The following is a 19,088-nucleotide window of genomic DNA, read 5'->3' as shown; positions in this document are numbered from 1 at the left end:
CGCGATCGACGGGGCCTCACGCTGTTTTCGCCGCCGCCTTACCGCTGTCCAGCAGCGCGCTAGCTCCGTTGGCCAGCATCGTCGCCAAAACAATGGCGTGCGCTCCGTCTTCGCCCGGTTGGCGAGCGCCCAGCGAGAGACAAGGTGGCACGGGATGGTGACCTACACATCCGCCCTGGTGACCGGGGCATCCAGTGGTATCGGTCAGAGTCTGGCCCGACGATTGGCGGAGCAGGGGGCCGATGTCGTGGTGGTCGCGAGACGCGGTGACCGCCTGAAGAGCCTGGCAGAGGAGCTCCGTAGCCACTACCAGGTGTCCATCGAGGTGCTGACGGCCGACCTCACCGTGCCGGAGGAACTGGCCGCGGTCACCGAGCGGCTGACCGACCCCGACCGTCCGATCGACCTGCTGGTCAACAACGCCGGTGCAGGCTCTCGTCCCCCCCGCCCGCTCGCAGACCAACCGCTGGAGTACGAACTGGGGAAGGTGGACCTCAACGTACTGGCACCACTGCGGCTGACCCACGCGGCACTGTCCATCATGATCCCCCGTCGGCACGGCGGCATCCTTAACGTCTCGTCCATTGCTGGCTTCCTCCCTCAGCCCCAGGGCGCGACCTATGCCGCGACCAAGGCCTTCCTTACGTCGATGACGGAGACGTTGTACTGCGAGGCACGCAAGTCCGGTGTCCACGCCACAGTGCTCTGCCCCGGTTTCGTCCGGCGCGGTGAGGGCGGAGCGCACGGCGGAATGCGCAGCATCCGCCTGCCGGAGTTCGTCTGGCTCGACCGGGACGAGGTGGCCCGCGAGGCAATCGCGGCCGTGCGGTCCGGGGAGCCGGTCTGCATCCCCGGGCGGCACTACCGGGCGGCCGTCAAGCTGAGCAAGATCCTGCCGCGCTCGGTGTCCTACCGCGTCTTCGAACGTCTCTGGGGGCGTTAGGACCTGGGGCACGGCGATCGCGGTGGAGCCAGGACATCAAGGTCCTGACTCCACCGCGATCAGTGCTCCCGGTGCTTATCCCCACTTCCGCGCGCGGGCCGGGAGGAGGAAGGAAAGCAGGAAGACCAGCATCATGGCTCCCGCCGCGCACCACAGGGTGCGCTGGAGCGCCAGGGTGAAGTTCTCACCGTTCGCCCGGGAGCCGGTGTGCTCGAACACCGCTGCCATCTGCTTACTGACGGAGTCCGGCACCTGGGCGGTCGCCCCGTCTCCGGACTTGGCGCCGCCGCAGCTCGCGGGCGTCTGCGACGGGTCCTTCGCCACCATCCGGTCGTGGTAGCAGGACCGGAAGGTCGCGATCACCTGGTCCTGGACCGTGCTGGGCACGTGCACCGCCGACATCTCGACCCTCAGCTGCGGGGTCACCCGGTCCGCGATACCGGTGGACTGGGAGCCGAGCAGCGAGAAGAAGACGACGCCGAGGATCGCGATGCCGGCCGAGGCCCCGACCTGGGTGATGGCGTTCACCAGACCCGACGCGGACCCGATCTCCCGCGGCTCCACGGCCGCCAGCACGATGCCGAACAGCGAGGAGACGACAGCACCCATGCCGAGTCCGGCCACCACCAGGCTGGGCAGCATCTGCCAGGACGAGGCGTTGATGCCCTCGTAGTGCAGCGTCAGGATGAGCCCGACGAAGGCGGCACACATGACCAGCGCCCCGGTACTGAGCAGCTTGCGGCCGAGCTTGGGGGCGAGGACCGCGCCGGAGACCGCCGAACCAATCGCCATGCCGAGCGACCAGGGCAGGGCGGTGAGACCCGCGTGCACGACCTCGAAGCCGCGGCCGATCTGCAGGTACATCATGAAGACGAAGAAGAACCCGATCAGCCCGGCGAAGAACAGGAACCCGATGAGCAGACCCGCGTTGAAGGAGAGCTTGTGGAAGAGGCTCATTTCAACCAGCGGCGACTTGTTGGCGCGGCCCTTGCGGATCTGCACGAAGGCAAAGAGCGCGAGCACCGGAACCGACATCGCCATGGACACATACGTCCACGCCGGCCACCCCAGGTCTCGGCCCTGGAGCAGGGGATAGACCAGCAGCAGCATGGCTGCCGTGACCAGCAGACTGCCCACAATGTCGACTCGTTGCACATGCTCGGACTTGGTGTTCTGCACGTACAGGGCGGCGCCGATCAGCGCGATGATCCCGACCGGGACGTTGACCAGGAAGATCGACCGCCACTCCAGGCCGAACAAGTCGGCCTTGATCAGCAGCGCGCCAAGCATAGGACCGCTGACCACAGCGAGGCCGGAGACCCCGCCGAACATGCCGGCCACCATGGCCCCTTGCCTGGGCGGGAAGGTCGCCATCAGGGTGGAGAGCACCTGCGGCACCATGAGCGCGGCCATCGCGCCCTGCAGCACGCGGGCGACGATCAGCATCTCGGGGCCCTGGGCCGCTCCGCAGAGGACCGAGGAGAGCACGAAACCGGCCACGCCGATCATGAACAGGTTCTTGCGGCCGAAGATGTCTCCCAGCCGGCTACCGGTGATCAGCACCAGCGCGAACGCCAGCGCGTACCCCGAGGCCACCCACTGAGCGTCGGAGTCGCTCGTCCCTAAGTTCCTTTGCAGCGACGGGATGGCCACGTTCACGATGGTTCCGTCGAGCAGGTCCATGAAGCTCGCCAGGAGCAAGGCGATGAGCGCCCACCATCGTCGAGAGCTCTGGGCCGCGCTGCCGCCCGCACCGGCGGGCACTTCCACATCGGTTGCAGTCACATCAGTCTCCTCGTTGCTTGCCCACGGCCCGACGTCCATAACGCGTAACAGTCGCGGGTGAGACGGCCAGACGCTTCCCGACCCGACAAGATGAACAGCGCTTCCCCGCCTGAGGGAGAGCTGGACCTGGATCAGGGAGAGTCAGAAGAAGTAGCGGCACGGTTGAGAACTCGTCCACCATGAAGTATCTTATCTTACGAGGCAAGATATTAGGGAGGCTTTAGCACACATGTCAACTGGCTTGCCCCCAAGGGAGGACCTCGTCGGTGCGCTCTCGTGGAAGTTGCGCCGCCTCAGCGGTGAGACTGTCCTGTTCCACCAGGCGATCGCCGACCGACTGGGCATCAGCCCAACTGACTTGAAGTGCCTCGACCTCGCGTCCTCCGGCCCCGGGCCGGTCACCGCAGGTCGGCTGGCCGAGGTCTCCGGACTCACCTCCGGCGCCATCACCGGAGTGATCAACCGCCTGGAGAAGGCCGGACTGGTGAACCGGGAGCAGGATCCGAACGACCGGCGAAAGGTGATCATCGTTGTCAACCCGAACGTGCCCGACAAGGTCCTCGGACTCTTCGGTTCGATAACGGACTCGATGATGGAGCTGTGCTCCCGCTACGCCGACCACGAGCTGGCGCTGGTCCTCGACTTCGTCAGCCACGCGGCGGAGACCACCCACAACGAGGCGACGAAGCTCCAGCAGAGCACGGGCATGCCTGCTGCCCGCAGCTGACCCCGCACCGGACACCGATCCAGGTAACCGCCCACCGGCCGCCTCGGTGGGGATATCGCTGCCCCCCGTCAGAGATATCCCCACCGGGGCTTCATCGGCTCCGAACCAGGCGTGACGGTCCATGGGAACAAAGGAGCGCAATGACGCACTTGAAGATCGATCGACCGCGGCGCATGACTCTGGAAGGGGTGGCAGCCGTCCGGTCCTTCACTGCCAGGGGACGCATCCAGGTGATCGGGACGGACGACGACGACGTCACGCTGGACGTGTCCGAGATCGACCGGCACCCGATCAGCGTCCAGCACCGGGACGGTCTACTCTTCCTGGGGCACCATGGCACCGGCCGGCAACACGTCGCGAAGGGCCGACTGCGCCACCGACCGTCCCAACATGCCGTCATCTACCTCGCCGTGCCACGCCATTGCCATCTCGACCTGTGGTCCGTGTCCGCCGACGTCCTGGTCGGCGACAGCCGGGGCGACGTCCAGGTGCACAACGGGGAGGGCGGGACCACGCTAAACCAGCTGTCCGGTGCCGTGGAGGTGGAGACCTCCTCGGGACACGTGGACGCCATCAACCTGAGCGGCGACGTCGAGATCCGGTCCGTGTCCGGCACTGTCGCCCTGTACGCCACACCCCGCAGGACCCGTGCGCTGAAACTGTCGAGCGTGTCGGGTGACATCAGCGTCTGCCTGTCGGAGACAGCTGACGCCAGGGTTCACCTGGAGTCCGTCAACGGACGGGTCTCCAGCCAGTTCAGGGGAATCGTCCCGGTCAGGATGCCTGGACACCACAAGGCCAAGGGTGACTTCGGCAGCGGCAGCGCCTCGATCTGGGCCAGTAGCGTCTCCGGCCGCGTCGTGCTGCTCAACGGCGACAACCTGGAGAAAACCGAAGGTACCCGCATCGCGGACTAGATGACGGATGCGAAGGGTCAGTGGTCCGTAGGCGGTCAGCGAGCGTGCCAATTCGCCCGGGCTGATGCCGAGTTCCTCGACGAACCGGGGGCGGGCCTCCTGGAGGTAGATCTTGACCCGCTCGTAGTTGATGACGACCCCGTACTCCGGCACCAGACGCTCGTGGATCACAGATGCCTTCAGCAGGATCTCCGACCTGCACATCGCATCGACGAGCAAAGCGACCTCATCGACCGCCCGCCGAAGCTGCCGCCCCTCGACCAGCCTTTCCGGCGGCGCGACCGGAGCCTCACTCGACAAGTGCTTCGCGACCGTGTGACGGTTCAGTCCGGTCTCCGGCGCGATCTGCCACAGGCTGATCGCGCCGGACTCGTACAGACCGCGAAACCGTCTCCACTCCAGCCAACGATGCGGGCCCAAGACCACGTCAGCCGTCCCCCTGCCACCCCGAAACCGACGACAGACGACTCGTGGCACCCTCCCGTCACTGCATCAGGTTCGGTGCACTCCCATCCATACGAGATGGTGCACGTTCACTTGTACACCGAAACCGGTTTTTCCCGACTGTCCGGGCAGGTACGCGACCAAGTGCCGCAGACGGGTGGCGGCGTGGCGGGCCCAGCGGCGTCCGGAGGTGAACCCAAGCAGGGCCTGCATCACAGCCAGGGTGACCACCTCGGCGTCACTGAGCCGGGGCGCGATGCCGATCTCGGGACGCCACGGGCCAGATGGGGGGCGATTCCTTCAGCAGGACATCGGTCTTCACATAGAGTGCGGTGGCGAGGGAGTCCAGGTCAGGCGCCACAACAGACCTTGGGGCTTCCTCGCCTCATCTCATGCACGCCAGGAAGCCCTTGGTATCAGTCATCCAGGAGGACGGACGGATGAGCGGCAATCTCCGCTTCTCCCACAGCCAGATACGGCTCCACCTGCTGGCTCTGCTCGATCAACAGCCGAGCCACGGTTACGGGTTGCTCACCAAGCTGAGCGAGCGGTTCGCCGGCGCCTACCGCCCCTCTCCCGGCATCGTCTATCCGCGGCTGCGCCAGCTGGAGGCCGAGGGCCTGCTCAGCCATGCGACGGCCGACGGCCGCAAGATCTACCGACTCACGCCGGCCGGCCGGCAGGAGCTGGAACGCCACCGGCTCGCCGGCAGCTCCTCCCCCGGTACCGTCGACCGACCGGGCGAACAGCCTGCCGCGCAGAGTTCGGTGGCTCCGGTGGAACCCCTGAGCGACCCCATCCGCAGCGCGGTCGAGGAGATCGTCGGCGACTTCCGGAAGCAGTTCGGATCCGCGAGGGAAGGGCCGGCACTCGGCTTGGACGAACACCACGGACTCAGCTGGACCGTATCGTTCCCCCCTGGCCCGCAGCCTTCTGCCAGAACGTTCTTTCAGCAGAGGCTCGACGACCTCACCACAGCCGCACAGAAGTTGCTCCAGTCCGAATCCACCCCGGACAACGCGCTGTGGGAGGGCGCGCGGCTCCTCGACGAGGTGACGGCCAAGCTGGGCTCGGGCGGCTCCGTGAGCTGACCGGGCTCAGGCCTTCCGCCTCTGGTTGCTGGCCGCGAGCGACAGGATCGACGCCACCATGGAGGCGATCGGTGTGAGGGCGGCCTCGAGGGACTGGTCCCAGTCATCCTTCAACTCCTCGGACCGGGTGTCGGCCTCCGCGGGCTGGTCCGCACTCACGGTGCGAACCACGCCGGAGCTCCGTCCACCCTTCCGCGCCCCCAGGCCCATGCCTTCTGATCGCAGACTCACAACGCCTCCGAACACGCCGTAGCTCCCGTGCACGGAAACTGTTCCGGGTGAATCTCGACGGCCTCTGGAGGCTGAGTGTTCGTTCGCCCGAGGACGACTGGCAAGCAGCTGGTTGCCCCCGCGACCCGGGCGGGCCGACCTCACAATAGCCCTGGTCAGACAATGTCTGACGGGCTTCACCGAGCCGCCTGCGGGATGCAACCTCGTACCATGACTGATCGCCGTCGAGGGGGACGTAGCGGCCGTCGCCGGTGGACTACAGCTCGTTGAGGTGCTGTTGGAAGGCGTTCAGCCGCTGGGGCATATCCGTGACCAGGGCATGGGGACCGGTGCGGCCTTTGCGGTAGCCGAACAGGTGCGTGGGGTCGTCGTTGATATGCAGCAGCACCTGCACGGCGCGGTGCACGATGTACAGGACACCCCATTCCTCCTCGTCGCCGATCAGTTGGCGGTCCTTGAAGACTTGCCGAGCAGCTTGTAGCGGACACGGCCGTCCTCGGCCGTGGTGGTGAACGCGCAGTCGCGAGCCAGTTCGCGCACTTCCACGTCGCGAAGCGGTTCAGTTGCGGGGGCGGCGCTGGTTCTCCTGCGCTGACAGCAGGCCGAGCACGGCGTGCTCCTGGCGGTGGCTGAACCATCGCCCGGCCAGGTCGCGGTCCGTGAACCGTCCGAGTCTGTGCTCTGTCGAGGCATTCATCTCGCTCGCTTCCCACCCAGTTCCTCCACATGCTGGACCGCTACCTCCGTGTCAACGTCCGCTTGCGCGGCTTCGACGCGGAGCAGAGCGGCCGCCATGTCCGTCCGGGCACCGTCTTCACCGCGCAGTCTTCGCCCTATCTCATCGGCTGGCACGACACGTATCGCCAAGCCCTCAAAGCTACGGTTCCTTACAAGCCTGCCGGCATCCGTCCAGCGCCGGTGGGATCGACCGTGTCCTTCACGCGCGCCGATGGCTCCTGGGAATCGGCGCATGTGCCCGACTGACTGCCTGCGGACGAACCGTTGAAGTTGGCGGATCCAGTCGCCTCACGCCGCCGGGAGCCGTTTCGCTTCACCCGTGGCGAGTTGCGTGCCGTCGCAACCTCTGTGGACACCCTCCTCGAGGACCAGCCGCAGGTCACTAACCGCAATTGGGCAGCACGGTTGCGACCACTGAATTCGCCGTGCCCGAATCGGTCCCCGGCGCCCTGGGCGACCTCGCCGTCGACCGTCCCCTCGCCCTGAACGGCGTCCTGCACTTGGTCGGGCTGATGAACTCCGGCAAGTCCACGCTTATGGACCTGCTCACCGTGCTCGCGGTGCGCCGCGGCCTCCGTGGGGGCTACCTGCTGGCGTCGGTCGCCGATGTGTACGCGAAGGCTGCCTTCCTGCGCGCCTTGGGAATCAAGGCTGTTCCGCAGATCGGCCGGAGCAACCGCTCGGAGCACGTGGCCGCCTACTGGGGCACCACCCTTCACGACCAGGACACCCACCTCCCTCGCTATGCGGACGGCGCCGCCCGCTACACGGTGGACCTGCGCCCCCCGATCAACTGGTCAACAGCGAGCCTCTGGAGGAGAAGGGCCGGCCGTGCCGAGGCAGGTTCCTGGTCCCTGGCAAGCGCGGCATGCAGGACTGCCCGATGCCGTCCCGCTGCCCGCGCCACCATGATCTGCACGACTTCGCCGACGCCGAGGTCATCGTGACCACTCCGGCCGGCATGCTGCACTCCAAAGCAAGCGGGTCAGCCGCCAACATGCGCGTCATCGAACGTTTCCAGCACGATCTGGACCTGCTGCTGGTCGACGAGGCCGATGAGGCCCAGCGCAACCTGGACGATGCCTTCCTCCAGCAGCGTGTGCTCACTGCGCCGCGGGATGGCTGGTCCATCCGCACCCGTCACTCGGTCGCCGAGAGCCTGGATCACCGCTGGCACCTGCCCCTGAACGACCCCGACGTCCAGCGCGATGAGGAACTCGAACGCCGTCACGGCGAGGCTCGTATTCGTCTCTACCAGCGACTGGTCGACGAGGCAGGGGCGCCGCTACGTGACCGGTTGAGCCGGGGGCCCTCAGCGGTCACACGTTGCTGCGTCACCTGGCGCGCGCACTGCACAGGCTGGGGGAACGCTCCGAGCACGCAATGTCGCCCGAACTCGAAGACGAGGCCCAGGACTTCCGCCAGAACCCGAGCGCCGCCGCCAGAGGTGGAATTCTCGCTCGGCACGCGCCTCCAAGCAGCTCGAAACCCCTCCTGGCTGGGAAGGCGCAGCCTGACGCGCCATCAGAATGAGCGTCAAGACGCCTCCCAGAGCGTCATTTGAGCATCAAAAACCTGCCCGTAGGTCGTCACCACCACGGACGAGGACCTCCGCGGAGCACTGGGGAGCGCCGATTTCGGCCGGTGGAAGAGTTTCCTGCACCCCACTCAGGCCAAACTCGTCGAACGCCGCTACAGCGGCCCGGGCCGGAGGCGGACCGGGCACGGGCAAGACCGTCGTCGCACTGCACCGGGTACGCCACCTCGTCCGGCAGCTGCCCCCAGGGCACGACAAGCCGGTCCTGCTGACCACGTACAACAAGAACCTGGCCGCCGACCTGCGTTCCCGGTTGCTGGAGCTGGGCGGTGAGGGACTGCTCGGCCGGGTCGAGGTGAGTCACGTCGACCAGCTGGCGCTGCGCATCGTCCGTGAGGCCGAACCCGGCAACGGCAAGCAGGCCATCGACGACGGACAGGCCGTACGCGAATGGCGCGCGCTGCTCGACGAGCTGGGCGAGGACACCTGGGACCCGGAGTTCCTGCACGAGGAGTGGACCCAGGTGATCCTCGGCCAGGCCGTCGGCAGCCGCGCCGACTACTTCCGTGCCCGACGGGCCGGGCGTGGCAAGAGCATCGGCCGCGCCGAGCGGGCCGAGATCTGGCAGCTCGCCGAGCGCTTCACCCAGCGGCTCGAGCGCCTCGGGCGACAGACCTGGGACCAGGTGGCGGAGCGCGCGGCACGTCTCGAGATGGGCCGCGAACAGCTCATCCGGAACATCGCCCGGCAGCAGGAGGAAGCGGGCGGACTCGACAACATCCACCTGCAGGACGGCTCCGGTGGTTGGCTGCGCTACCGGTATCGCCACATCGTGGTGGACAAGGCTCAGGACCTGCGCTCCGCCCACTGGAAGATGCTGCGCGCCATGGCGCCCCGTACATCGGACGACCTGTTCCTGGTGGGCGACACCCACCAGCGCATCTACAAGAACCAGGTGACCCTCGGCAGTCTGGGCGTCAATATCCGCGGACGATCCGCGAAGCTGACCCTTAGCTACCGCACCACACGACAGATCCTGCGCTCGGCCCTCGGAGTCCTGGGCGAGAACACGTTCGACGATCTCGACGGCGGCACAGAGACCCTCGCCGGGTACCGCTCCGTGCTCAACGGTGGGCTCCCGGCCGGACACGCCTTCCCGGACCGGGAAGCCGAGCGAGAGGGCGTGGCCGCTTTGATCACGGAGTGGGACACGGACGCGGACTCGGCCATCGCGCACGAACAGATCGCGGTGTGTGTACCGACCAATCAAATGGCGGCGCAGATAGGGTACACCCTGAAGCAGCACGGCATCGACTCGGTGGAGATCCGCTCCGACGGACCGAACGGCTCCGCCGGCGTACACATCGGCACGATGTCCCGGTTCAAGGGACTGGAGTACCAGCGGATGATCCTCGCGGGCGTGGCCGACGGGCTCGTTCCGCGTGAGGACGTGGGCCGACTGCATGATCGCGAACCCGCCCGGTACCGGCACGAGATGCAGCGGGCCAGGTCCCTGCTCTTCGTGGCCGCGACCCGGGCACGCGACAGCGTGGACATCTTCTGGCACGGCAAGCCCAGCCCGTTCCTCGGCAACTCGTGGGCGGAGCCCGGGCACAGCGGCAGGTGACAGCCGGGCCGGGGCAGATTTCCGCCTTGGCCCTCCTCCTTCCCGGCGGCGGCCATAGGGTCGTTCCCGCACGTCGTCACGCACCGTTCGTCAGGGGGGCATCATGCAGGCAAAGGAGACCCTGTTCGCCGATCTCGTGCAGGGCAGGGCCCAGCAGTTCCAGGTGCCGCTTTATCAGCGGACGTATTCCTGGACCGAGCGGCAGCTGGGACAGCTCTGGGCCGACATCCTGGAGCAGGCCGAGCTGCTGGAATCCGGGGACCGAGCGAGCACCCACTTCCTGGGCTCGGTCGTCCTCGCACCGTCCCCGCAGAACGAGGCGACGTTCCCCCGATGGCTCGTCGTCGACGGCCAGCAGCGACTGACGACGCTGTCACTCGCTCTGGCCGCGATCCGCGACCACATCGCGGATACCCAGCCGGACGAGGCCGAGCGCATCGACGACGAATACCTGATCAACAAGCGCAAGAGCGGCACCGATCATCTCCGGCTGCTGCCGACGCAGGCCGACCGGCCACAGTTCGCCGCGCACATCCGTGGCCCGCTCGAAACACGGGCCGGCGGCGGAAACGTCGGCACGGCCTACAGCTTCTTCCGCCGCAAACTCGTCGAAGCGGAGGACCCGACCGCCCCGCAGGACGTGTTCCGCATCGAGCAGGCCCTCACGTCCCGGCTCACGCTGGTGGCGGTGACCGCCGAGCGCGGCGACAACGTCCACCGCATCTTCGAGTCGCTCAACAACACCGGCCTCAAGCTCAGCCAAGCCGACCTGCTGCGCAACTACCTGTTCATGCGGCTGCCCACCCTTGGTGAGCACATCTATGAGACCTACTGGCTGCCGCTGCAGAACAGCCTGAGCAACGACGAACTCGAACAGCTCATGTGGCTTCAGTTGGTGCTGGGCGGGGACGACCGGGTGCGTCGCCAGGACCTCTACGCATCTCAGCAGCAGCACTTCGAGCGCCGCGAGATTTCCGAGGCCGAGATCGAGGCGTACATCCGGGAATTGCACCACCGCGGCGCGCTGTTCCGTCGGCTGCTCCACCCCGAGGAAGAGCCGGACCCCACCGTCCGCGCCCAGCTGCGTCGTTTGGACACCTGGCAGGCCCAGGTCACCTACCCCGCTCTGATGCTGCTGATGGACCGGCGTGAGCGCGGGGAACTCGATTCCCCGGAAACCGCCCGAGCGATGTCGTACATCGAGAGTTTCTTGGTGCGCCGGATGATCTGCCGGGTGCCGACGAACAACCTCAACCGGGTCTTCCAAGCCGTGCCCGGACAGCTACCGCGCGATGTGCCCGTGGCCGACGGTCTGCATCAGTTGCTCTCCGCCGACAATCGCTTCTGGCCGGACGACGACGAGTTGCGCGGGAAGATCCGGGCCGCTCCCTTCTACCAGTACGGGCGGTGGCATCAGCGCAAGATGGTGCTCCAGCGGCTGGAGGAGAGCCATGAGCACCCCGAGCCGGTGGACTTCGCCACCCCGCAGCTCACGATCGAGCACGTCCTGCCCCAGTCCGCGGGGGACGAGTGGATGCGGATGCTGCACGAGGACGCGGCCACCACGGAAACCCCCGAGGACCTGCACGTGCGGCTGCGGCACACGCTCGGAAACCTGACACTCACAGCGGTCAACTCAGAACTATCCAACCACCCGTTCGAGCGCAAGCAGGACCTGCTGAAAGGCAGCCACTTGGAGATGAACCGGCGTATCGCCGCCACCGAGCGGTGGGGCGCCCAGGAGATCCTTGCCCGCGCCGACGATCTTGCCGAGCGCGCGATCGCACTGTGGCCGGCCCCTCTGCGCGGAATCGGTCGGGCAGAGCGCAACCGCGACTGGCAGCTGGCCCATCAGGTAGTCGCAGCGCTCCCTCACGGCACCTGGACGTCCTACGGCGACCTTGCCGCCTTTCTCGGTTCGGGCGCCCAGGCTGTGGGCAACCACCTGGCCGGCACCCCGGGCCTGGCCAACGCCCACCGCGTGCTGACCTCCGAGGGCAAGGTCTCCGACGGGTTCCGCTGGACGTCCCCGGGCGACGGAGGCGACGTCCGCGCCCGGTTGACCGCGGACGGCATCCGCTTCACCGTCAACGGTGCCGCCGATCCGGCGCAGCGCGTCTCTGCCGATGATCTCGCCCTCCTCCTCACCGGCGCTGACGAGACCGAGGCGCACGGCGAGGACGCCGCACAGCGCACCGCGCAAGGCCAGGGCGGGGAGACGCGCGCCGACCGGTTCTTCCGCCAACTCGCGGCAGATGACTCCCCCGAGACGGTGACAACGGTCCGTGCCCTCCTCCACCGCTGGGAGGAGGGCGGCGGATGGATCGGCCACGGCGCCGGGCAGGTCACCACCAGCGCGTTCCTCATGCTCGGAGAGGCCGGGGCACCAGGCCGCGGCATCTGGCCGCTGACGCTCTACCCGGGCGGCGGGCGCGGCGGCACGGCGGAGGTGGTGTTCCAGCACCTCGCCGCGCGCGAGCCCTTCACCGACCGCGGACTGCGCGCCGAACTCCTGGGCCGCCTCAACGAGTTGAAGGGCATCGACATCCCCGAGGGAAAGCTGGAATTGCGTCCCAACTTCCGTCTTTCCCTCTTGGAGGAAGACCACAACCGCGAACTGCTCGCCGAGACACTCACGTGGTTCCGTCACTGCTGGGACACCCGGGATACGGCCTGAGGCGTCTCGCATGGGCTTCAGCGAACAGGCGGCTCTGACAGCCCACTCCGTACCGGTAACGCGATGGCGGGTCCGCCGCTCCGCAACACCGGCGACCTCTCGTGGTTGGCCGCCATCCCCGACGTCCGGCCCATTGCCATCGTCCGCTCAACCGGTGATCGCAAGCTCCCCACGTCCGGACTCAGGGCACGCAGGCACTTCGGCAGCCGGGCCCGGTAACCGCGTGGCTACCGGGAGGTCGGGCCTCCGCCGGTGCTTGTCGGCCACAACGCGTGGACGATGCGGCAGCATGCCCGGGCGGGCGTCATTCGAGCGTCAAGAGTTCTCGGCGCCACCACGACACTCATGCCGTCAGGACCGCGTACTTGTCCCAAAACCGCAGGTCAAAGTGTCCACCACGGAGGAACCGTCCACTCGACCCGGTGCCGGTAGGTAAACAGGTCGAAGAAACCACCCGGCCCACAAACTCGCAGGTCAGGCGCCCTTATCCGCCTTCTCCAGCACCACAACGCACTCCACATGATGCGTAACCGGGAACAGATCGAACGCCCGCATCCGCCGGGGCACATAGCCGGCCTCGGCGAAGTACTTGAGGTCGCGGGAGAGGGCGGCGGGGTCGCAGGCCACGTAGGCGAGGCGGCGGGGGGTGAGGGAGGCGAGGTGGGTGACGGTCTGCTTGCCGGCGCCGGCGCGGGGCGGGTCGAGGACGACGAGGTCGACGTCGGTGATGCCGGTGCGGGGCAGGACCGCCTCGACCTTGCCGTGTTCGATGCGTACCCGGTCGAGGTCGGCGAGGTTGTGGCGGGCGTCCTCGGCGGCGCGCTTGCCGGATTCGATGCCGAGGACCGCGCCCTTGTCGCCGACGCGTTCGGCGAGGGCGCCGGCGAAGAGGCCGACGCCGCAGTACAGGTCGAGGGCCATGTCGCCCTTCTTGGGCATCAGGCCCTGCATGACGGCCTCGACGAGGAGGTCGGCGGCCTTCGGGTGGACCTGCCAGAAGCCGCCGTTGCCGACGCGCCAGGTGCGGTCGGCGGCGCGTTCGCGGACGAAGGGGCGGCCGTGGACGCGGTGCACGCCGCCGTCCTTCTCGTGGACGCGCAGGACGGAGACCGGCTTGTCGAGTTCGACGATCGGGAGGCGGCCGCCGGGGCGCGGGGTGAGGACGACCTGGCGGTCGTGCGAGCCGGTGGCGGCGATCGCCTCGACGGTGGCGATCTGCGGCCACTCGCGCTGCTCGATGCCGAGTTCGGAGACGCCGGGGGCGGCGATCATGCAGTGGTCGACCGGCTCGATGTCGTGGGAGCGGTGCTTGCGCAGGCCGGCGCGGCCCTCGGCGTCGACGGCGTACTGGACGCGGGTGCGCCAGGCCGGCACCTCGCCCTTGGCGACCTTGTCGCCGGGGGCGGGTTCGACGGTGCCGTCCCAGCCGGCGTCCTCGGGGGTGAGCCCGGCCAGGCGCTGCAGCTGCTCGGTGATCACCGCGGCCTTCAGGCGGCGCTGGGCGCCGGGCGCGGCGTGCTGCCAGTCGCAGCCGCCGCAGCGGCCGGGGCCGGAGAACGGGCAGGGGGCCTCGACGCGGTCCTTGGAGGCGTCGAGGACGGTGACGGCGTCGGCGCGCAGGAAGCGGGCGCCTTCCTCGCCGTCGGTGACCCGGGCGATGACGCGCTCACCGGGGAGGGCGTGCCGGACGAAGAGGACCTGGCCCTCGCCGGTGCGGGCGATACAGTGGCCGCCGTGCGCGACCGGGCCGACCTCGACCTCGTACTCCTCGCCGACCAGCGACTTCTTCGGTTCTGCCTGCATGGCGGGAGGGCTCCTGAGATGGGGTGGTGCCGGGGCGGTACGGCGGGACGCCGACCGTCAAGTCTACGGCCCGGCGTGCGGTGCCCGGGCCCCCGTGCCCCGTCCGCCCCGAGCGGCCCGGCGGAGCGGTGCCCGGACCCGGCCGTGGCACGGGTCCGGGCGCCGGCGGCTACTTCTTGGTGGCCGACTTCTCCTTCTTCGGCTGGCTGACCGGTCCGCGGCGGACGGCGCCGGGCGCGTTCCACTCCGCGCGCTTGCGGGCGCGCAGCTTGGCGGCCTCGGAGGAGTCCAGCTGCCAGGGCACGGACGTGACCATGACGCCGGGGGTGAACAGGAGGCGGCCCTTGAGGCGCAGCGCGGACTGGTTGTGGAGGAGGTGCTCGTACCAGTGGCCGACGACGTACTCGGGGATGTAGACGGAGACGGCGTCGCGCGGGCTCTCCTTGCGGAGCGATTTGACGTAGTCGATGATCGGCCGGGTGATCTCGCGGTACGGGGAGGCCAGGACCTTCAGCGGGACCTCGATGCCGCGCCGCTCCCACTCCTCGCGCAGGGCCTTGGTGTCGGCCTGGTCCACGTCCACGCTGACCGCTTCGAGGCTGTCGGAGCGCATCAGCTTGGCGTAGTTCAGGGCGCGCAGGGTGGGCTTGTGCACCTTGGAGACCAGGACGAGGGAGTGCACCCGGGAGGGGCGGACCACGTCATCGTCGGGGGTCTCCTCGGCGGCGATCTCGTCGGCGACCCGGTCGTAGTGGCGGCGGATCGCGGACATCGTCACGAAGAAGATGACCATGCCGAGCAGCGCGACCCAGGCGCCGTGGGTGAACTTCGTCAGGAGGACGACGACCAGGACCAGGCCGGTGAAGAAGGCGCCGAAGGCGTTGATGGCGCGCGAGCGGTGCATCCGGCGGCGCTTGGCCGGGTCGGTCTCCGAGCGCAGATGGCGGTTCCAGTGGCGGACCATGCCGATCTGGCTGAGCGTGAAGGAGACGAACACGCCGACGATGTAGAGCTGGATGAGCCGGGTGGAGTCCGCGCCGTAGAGGTAGACGAGGATCGCGGCGGCGCCGGCCAGCAGGACGATGCCGTTGGAGAACGCCAGGCGGTCGCCGCGGGTGTGCAGCTGGCGCGGCAGGTAGCGGTCCTGGGCGAGGATCGAGCCGAGCAGCGGGAAGCCGTTGTAGGCGGTGTTGGCGGCGAGGAACAGCACCAGCGCGGTGGCGGCGGCCAGGATGACGAAGAGGAAGCTGCCCTTGCCGAAGACCGCCTCGGCCACCTGCGAGATGACCGGGTTCTGGGTGTAGCCGGAGCCGATCGGCTTGCCGTTCTGGAGCAGGTCGGTGGCCGGGTTCTCGGCCATCCGGACATGGGTGGCCATGGCCAGGCCGATGATGCCGCAGAACATGGTGACGGCCAGGCCGCCCATGAGGGCCAGGGTGGTCGCGGCGTTCTTGGACTTCGGCTTGCGGAAGGCCGGGACGCCGTTGGAGATCGCCTCGACGCCGGTGAGCGCGGCACAGCCGGAGGAGAAGGCGCGCAGCAGGAGGAAGACCAGCGCGAAGCCGGCCAGTCCGCCCTGTTCGGCGTGGATGGTGAAGCCCGCGGTGGGGGCCTGCATCGTGTCGCCCATGACGACGGCGCGGATCACACCCCAGGCGATCATGATGAAGACGCCGGCCACGAAGACGTACGTCGGGATCGCGAAGAGCTTGCCCGACTCCTTGACGCCGCGCAGGTTCATCAGCGTCAGCAGCACGATGATGGCGATCGCGCACAGGGTCTTGTGCTGGACGACGAAGGGGATCGCGGAGCCCAGGTTCTCCACGCCGGAGGCGATGGAGACCGCGACGGTCAGCACGTAGTCGACGAGCAGGGCGCTGGCGACCGTGAGACCCGCCTTGGGGCCGAGGTTGGTGGTGGCGACCTCGTAGTCGCCGCCGCCGCTCGGGTAGGCGTGCACGTTCTGCCGGTACGACGCCACGACCGTGAACATCAGCACCACGACCGCGACCGCGATCCAGGGGCTGAAGTGGTACGCAGAGACTCCCGCGACGGACAGGACGAGGAGCACCTCGCCGGGCGCATAGGCCACCGAGGAGAGCGGGTCGGAGGCGAAGACGGGGAGTGCGATGCGCTTGGGAAGCAGGGTCTCCCCGAGCTTGTCGCTGCGCAGTGCGCGCCCGATCAAGATCCGTTTGGGCACGTCGGTCAGTTTGGACACGCAGAGGATGCTAAGCCTTCGTCAAGGCCCGCGCCCACCCGCTCCCCGCACCGGTGACCGCCCCCGGGAGCGCGGTGGGTCCCGCGGGGCACATCCGGCCTGCTGACGGGCGCTCCACGGGGCGGTGCCCGCACAGGATCCGCACGTCGCACGCACGGGCCGGACACGGCGGCCCGGACTGTGTCGTTCGTCACGTACCCCTGGCGTCCGTCACGGGAACGAGTGGCGCCGTCACGCAGTGATCACACCGGTGACGTGGTGCGACGCCGGGGTCACGGTGCGGCCCCGCGCACGGGGAGCGGGCGGGGCTCCGCCCGCTCCCCCGCCCCGGTCAGCCCTGCCGGGCCGCGGCTGCGGCTCCGGTGGCCCGCGGCCGGCGGACGTGCAGATCGCCCAGCCCCTGGCGGGTGGCCGCCAGCAGCACCCGGTCCTGCGGCCGCAGCACGTAGTCGTCGCCGAGTTCGTGCACCAGCCGGGCCGGTTCGCGCTCGGTGTCCGGCGGCGGCGCGGCGGCCGCGGCCGGCGGCTGCGCCTCGTCGGGCGCGGAGGTGTCGACGGCCAGCACCCGCAGTCGCCCGGGCCGCAGCACCTCGGCGACGGTGCGGCCCTCCAGCGCGGGATTGCCGCGCACCCCGACCCGGGCGACCAGCAGCACCCGGCGCTCGACGGGGATGGCCCCCAGGATCTGGCGCCCCATCATCGCGCCGGCGAAGGCCGGCGCGGCCAGGAAGGAGGTGCTGCGGCTGCGGGTGAGCGCCCCGGGGTGCGCGGCACGCAGCGTGCGGTAGACGGCGGTGGCGAACCGGTCGTCGAACAGCCGCAGGGTGACCCGCAGTCCCGGGGTGACGCTGCGGGCGTAGAGGGCGGCCTCCAGATTCGTGGTGTCCGCGCTGCTGAGGGCGAGCAGGGAGGCCGCCCGGCCGATCATCGCGGCCTCCAGGACCCCCTCCTGGGTGACGTCCCCGAGGACGGTGGGCACCCGCAGCCGGCGGGCCAGGGCGATGCCGCGCGCCTCGGGGTCCGCCTCGATGCACACCACGGGGATGCCCATTTCGTGCAGCCGCGCCAGGACGCGGGTGCCGACCTTGCCGAGGCCCAGCAGCACCACGTGCCCCGACAGTCCGCGCGGCGGGCGGCGCAGCGCCGAGGCGCTGCGGAAGGTGCCCAGCCCCTCGAACGCCGCCGCGACCAGCACCGGCAGCAGCAACAGCCCGGTCAGCCCGGACAGCAGTTGCAGGATCTTGCGGGGCAGCGGCTGGCCGAGCGCCGGGTCGTTGATCGCGAAGAGGTCCAGCAGCGTGAGGTAGGCGCCGTGCACCGGGGCCAGACCGGTGGTGAGCCAGGAGGCGACGGCCAGCGCCAGCACCGCGCCGACGACGCCGGCCAGGGACCAGCGCAGCCGCCGGGAGAAGAGCGAGGCGAGGGGGGCGCCCCGGCCGCGCAGCCGTGCCGGGCGCACCGGCCGCCCCGTATAGGAGACGGTCTCCAGGACGACGGTGCCGCAGCCGGCGGCCCCCGCGACCGCGGCGTCGTCGGGCAGCAGCAGCGGCCGCTCGTCGCCGTCGTGGCCCGAACCCGGCTCCTGGCCGGGGTCGTTGGCGGCGGCGGGCAGCAGCGCCAGGGTGCACAGGCCGGGGCCGCCGGGCCGGCCGGGCGGCACCGGCATCCGCTCCACCGCCCGCAGCAGCAGCCCGTCCGCCTCGATGACCTTGCTGGTCCCGGCGACCGCGGTGGCCACCAGCGCGGGGGCCACGGTGTCGGCGTCGGACAGCACAGTCGTGGAGGCATCGGAGGCGTCGGCGGCCCCGGTGTCCCCGCCGCCGTCGCTGTCCAGGGCGGCGACCGCCGCTGCCTGGTCGAGCAACTCCTCCAGGTGCTGGCCGAGTTTGCGGTTGTAGAGCCGGATGACCAGCCGCAGGCGGGGGTTGAGCCGGCGGGCGCGCAGCGCGGCGTGGATGTTGAGCTCGTCGTCGTCGTATACCAGGGCCAGCGCGCCCGCCTCGGCGACGCCCGCCTCGGCCAGCGCCCGGTCGTCCGGCTGCGCCGCCTCCAGGATCCGTACGGCCTCCTCCGGGCGTTCCGTGCCGTCCCCGAGCGCCTCGGACGGCGCCGGCGGGGTACGGGCGACCGCGGCGGACACCCGGCCCAGGAGCGCGGTCGCCCGGTCGAGCGCGCGGGCCGGCGGCGGGATGCGGGGGCGGTGCGGCTCCCGGGCGGAGGGGACGACCAGCGTCACCCGTTCGCCGTAGACATCCCGGAGCTCGGCGGCGAGCCGGTGCGCGAGCGCATCGTCGCCGCAGACCACCATGTGCGAGGTGTAGGAGCCCTGTTGGGGCTGGAGAGGCAG

15 protein-coding genes and 2 pseudogenes are annotated in these 19,088 nt (G+C 69.3%); 8 read left to right on the top strand and 9 right to left on the bottom strand.

The features are described 5' to 3' along the window. Positions 1-154 precede the first annotated feature (154 nt). Positions 155-943: an SDR family NAD(P)-dependent oxidoreductase gene (locus IEY78_RS05025; RefSeq protein WP_229699711.1), complete on the top strand. Its 789-nt coding sequence runs from the start codon at positions 155-157 to the stop codon at positions 941-943. 75 nt (positions 944-1,018) lie between these two features. Here the strand turns inward: IEY78_RS05025 and IEY78_RS05020 are convergent, their stop codons facing one another. Continuing rightward, positions 1,019-2,728: a DHA2 family efflux MFS transporter permease subunit gene (locus tag IEY78_RS05020; RefSeq protein WP_189096337.1), complete on the bottom strand. Its 1,710-nt coding sequence runs from the start codon at positions 2,726-2,728 to the stop codon at positions 1,019-1,021. Between the two features lie 229 nt (positions 2,729-2,957). Between IEY78_RS05020 and IEY78_RS05015 the strand changes: the two genes are divergently transcribed. Both IEY78_RS05015 and IEY78_RS05010 read left to right on the top strand, forming a co-directional pair. Further along, positions 2,958-3,455, top strand: coding sequence for a MarR family winged helix-turn-helix transcriptional regulator (locus IEY78_RS05015; protein ID WP_189096336.1), 498 nt, complete (start codon positions 2,958-2,960; stop codon positions 3,453-3,455). Between the two features lie 149 nt (positions 3,456-3,604). Beyond that, a complete protein-coding gene (locus IEY78_RS05010; protein WP_189096335.1) occupies positions 3,605-4,372 on the top strand; it encodes a DUF4097 family beta strand repeat-containing protein in 768 nt (255 codons plus the stop codon). A gap of 558 nt (positions 4,373-4,930) precedes the next feature. Here the strand turns inward: IEY78_RS05010 and IEY78_RS35225 are convergent. After that, positions 4,931-5,177, bottom strand: a pseudogene (locus IEY78_RS35225) (IS982 family transposase); the annotation flags it as partial. A gap of 79 nt (positions 5,178-5,256) precedes the next feature. Here IEY78_RS35225 and IEY78_RS05005 point away from each other — a divergent pair. After that, positions 5,257-5,907, top strand: coding sequence for a PadR family transcriptional regulator (locus IEY78_RS05005; protein ID WP_189096334.1), 651 nt, complete (start codon positions 5,257-5,259; stop codon positions 5,905-5,907). Positions 5,908-5,913: 6 nt separating this feature from the next. Here the strand turns inward: IEY78_RS05005 and IEY78_RS05000 are convergent, their stop codons facing one another. The 3 genes from IEY78_RS05000 to IEY78_RS04990 form a co-directional block, all read right to left on the bottom strand. Then, positions 5,914-6,078, bottom strand: a complete 165-nt coding sequence (locus tag IEY78_RS05000) for a hypothetical protein (protein ID WP_189096333.1) — start codon at positions 6,076-6,078, stop codon at positions 5,914-5,916. A 316-nt stretch (positions 6,079-6,394) separates the two neighbouring features. Then, positions 6,395-6,544: a hypothetical protein gene (locus IEY78_RS04995; RefSeq protein WP_189096332.1), complete on the bottom strand. Its 150-nt coding sequence runs from the start codon at positions 6,542-6,544 to the stop codon at positions 6,395-6,397. A gap of 153 nt (positions 6,545-6,697) precedes the next feature. After that, positions 6,698-6,835: a hypothetical protein gene (locus IEY78_RS04990; RefSeq protein ID WP_189096331.1), complete on the bottom strand. Its 138-nt coding sequence runs from the start codon at positions 6,833-6,835 to the stop codon at positions 6,698-6,700. A gap of 29 nt (positions 6,836-6,864) precedes the next feature. Here IEY78_RS04990 and IEY78_RS04985 point away from each other — a divergent pair, with 29 nt between their 5' ends. After that, positions 6,865-7,122, top strand: a complete 258-nt coding sequence (locus tag IEY78_RS04985) for a hypothetical protein (protein ID WP_189096330.1) — start codon at positions 6,865-6,867, stop codon at positions 7,120-7,122. 146 nt (positions 7,123-7,268) lie between these two features. Next, on the top strand, positions 7,269-7,823 hold the full coding sequence (locus IEY78_RS04980) for a hypothetical protein (RefSeq protein WP_189096329.1): 555 nt from the start codon (positions 7,269-7,271) through the stop codon (positions 7,821-7,823). Positions 7,824-7,861: 38 nt separating this feature from the next. On the opposite strand, the gene IEY78_RS04975 is transcribed toward IEY78_RS04980, so the two are convergent. Beyond that, complete coding sequence (locus tag IEY78_RS04975) at positions 7,862-8,107, bottom strand: hypothetical protein (RefSeq protein WP_189096328.1); 246 nt, start codon at positions 8,105-8,107, stop codon at positions 7,862-7,864. A gap of 354 nt (positions 8,108-8,461) precedes the next feature. Here IEY78_RS04975 and IEY78_RS04970 point away from each other — a divergent pair. Beyond that, a pseudogene (locus IEY78_RS04970) lies at positions 8,462-10,040 on the top strand (UvrD-helicase domain-containing protein); the annotation flags it as partial. A gap of 103 nt (positions 10,041-10,143) precedes the next feature. After that, on the top strand, positions 10,144-12,717 hold the full coding sequence (locus tag IEY78_RS04965) for a GmrSD restriction endonuclease domain-containing protein (protein ID WP_189096327.1): 2,574 nt from the start codon (positions 10,144-10,146) through the stop codon (positions 12,715-12,717). Positions 12,718-13,191: 474 nt separating this feature from the next. Here IEY78_RS04965 and IEY78_RS04960 read toward each other — a convergent pair whose 3' ends face one another. The 3 genes from IEY78_RS04960 to IEY78_RS04950 form a co-directional block, all read right to left on the bottom strand. Further along, positions 13,192-14,520, bottom strand: a complete 1,329-nt coding sequence (locus IEY78_RS04960) for a class I SAM-dependent RNA methyltransferase (protein ID WP_189096326.1) — start codon at positions 14,518-14,520, stop codon at positions 13,192-13,194. A 169-nt stretch (positions 14,521-14,689) separates the two neighbouring features. After that, positions 14,690-16,741, bottom strand: coding sequence for an APC family permease (locus IEY78_RS04955; protein ID WP_189096325.1), 2,052 nt, complete (start codon positions 16,739-16,741; stop codon positions 14,690-14,692). A gap of 331 nt (positions 16,742-17,072) precedes the next feature. Further along, complete coding sequence (locus IEY78_RS04950; RefSeq protein WP_189096545.1) at positions 17,073-19,049, bottom strand: NAD-binding protein; 1,977 nt, start codon at positions 19,047-19,049, stop codon at positions 17,073-17,075. Positions 19,050-19,088: the final 39 nt, after the last annotated feature.

Origin of the sequence: Streptomyces kronopolitis, from assembly GCF_014646275.1 — a bacterium.
In the GTDB taxonomy this organism is placed as follows: Bacteria; Actinomycetota; Actinomycetes; order Streptomycetales; family Streptomycetaceae; genus Streptomyces; species Streptomyces kronopolitis.
The sequence above is the reverse complement of the archived record's forward strand: the minus strand, read 5'-3'. Positions and strand labels throughout refer to the sequence as shown.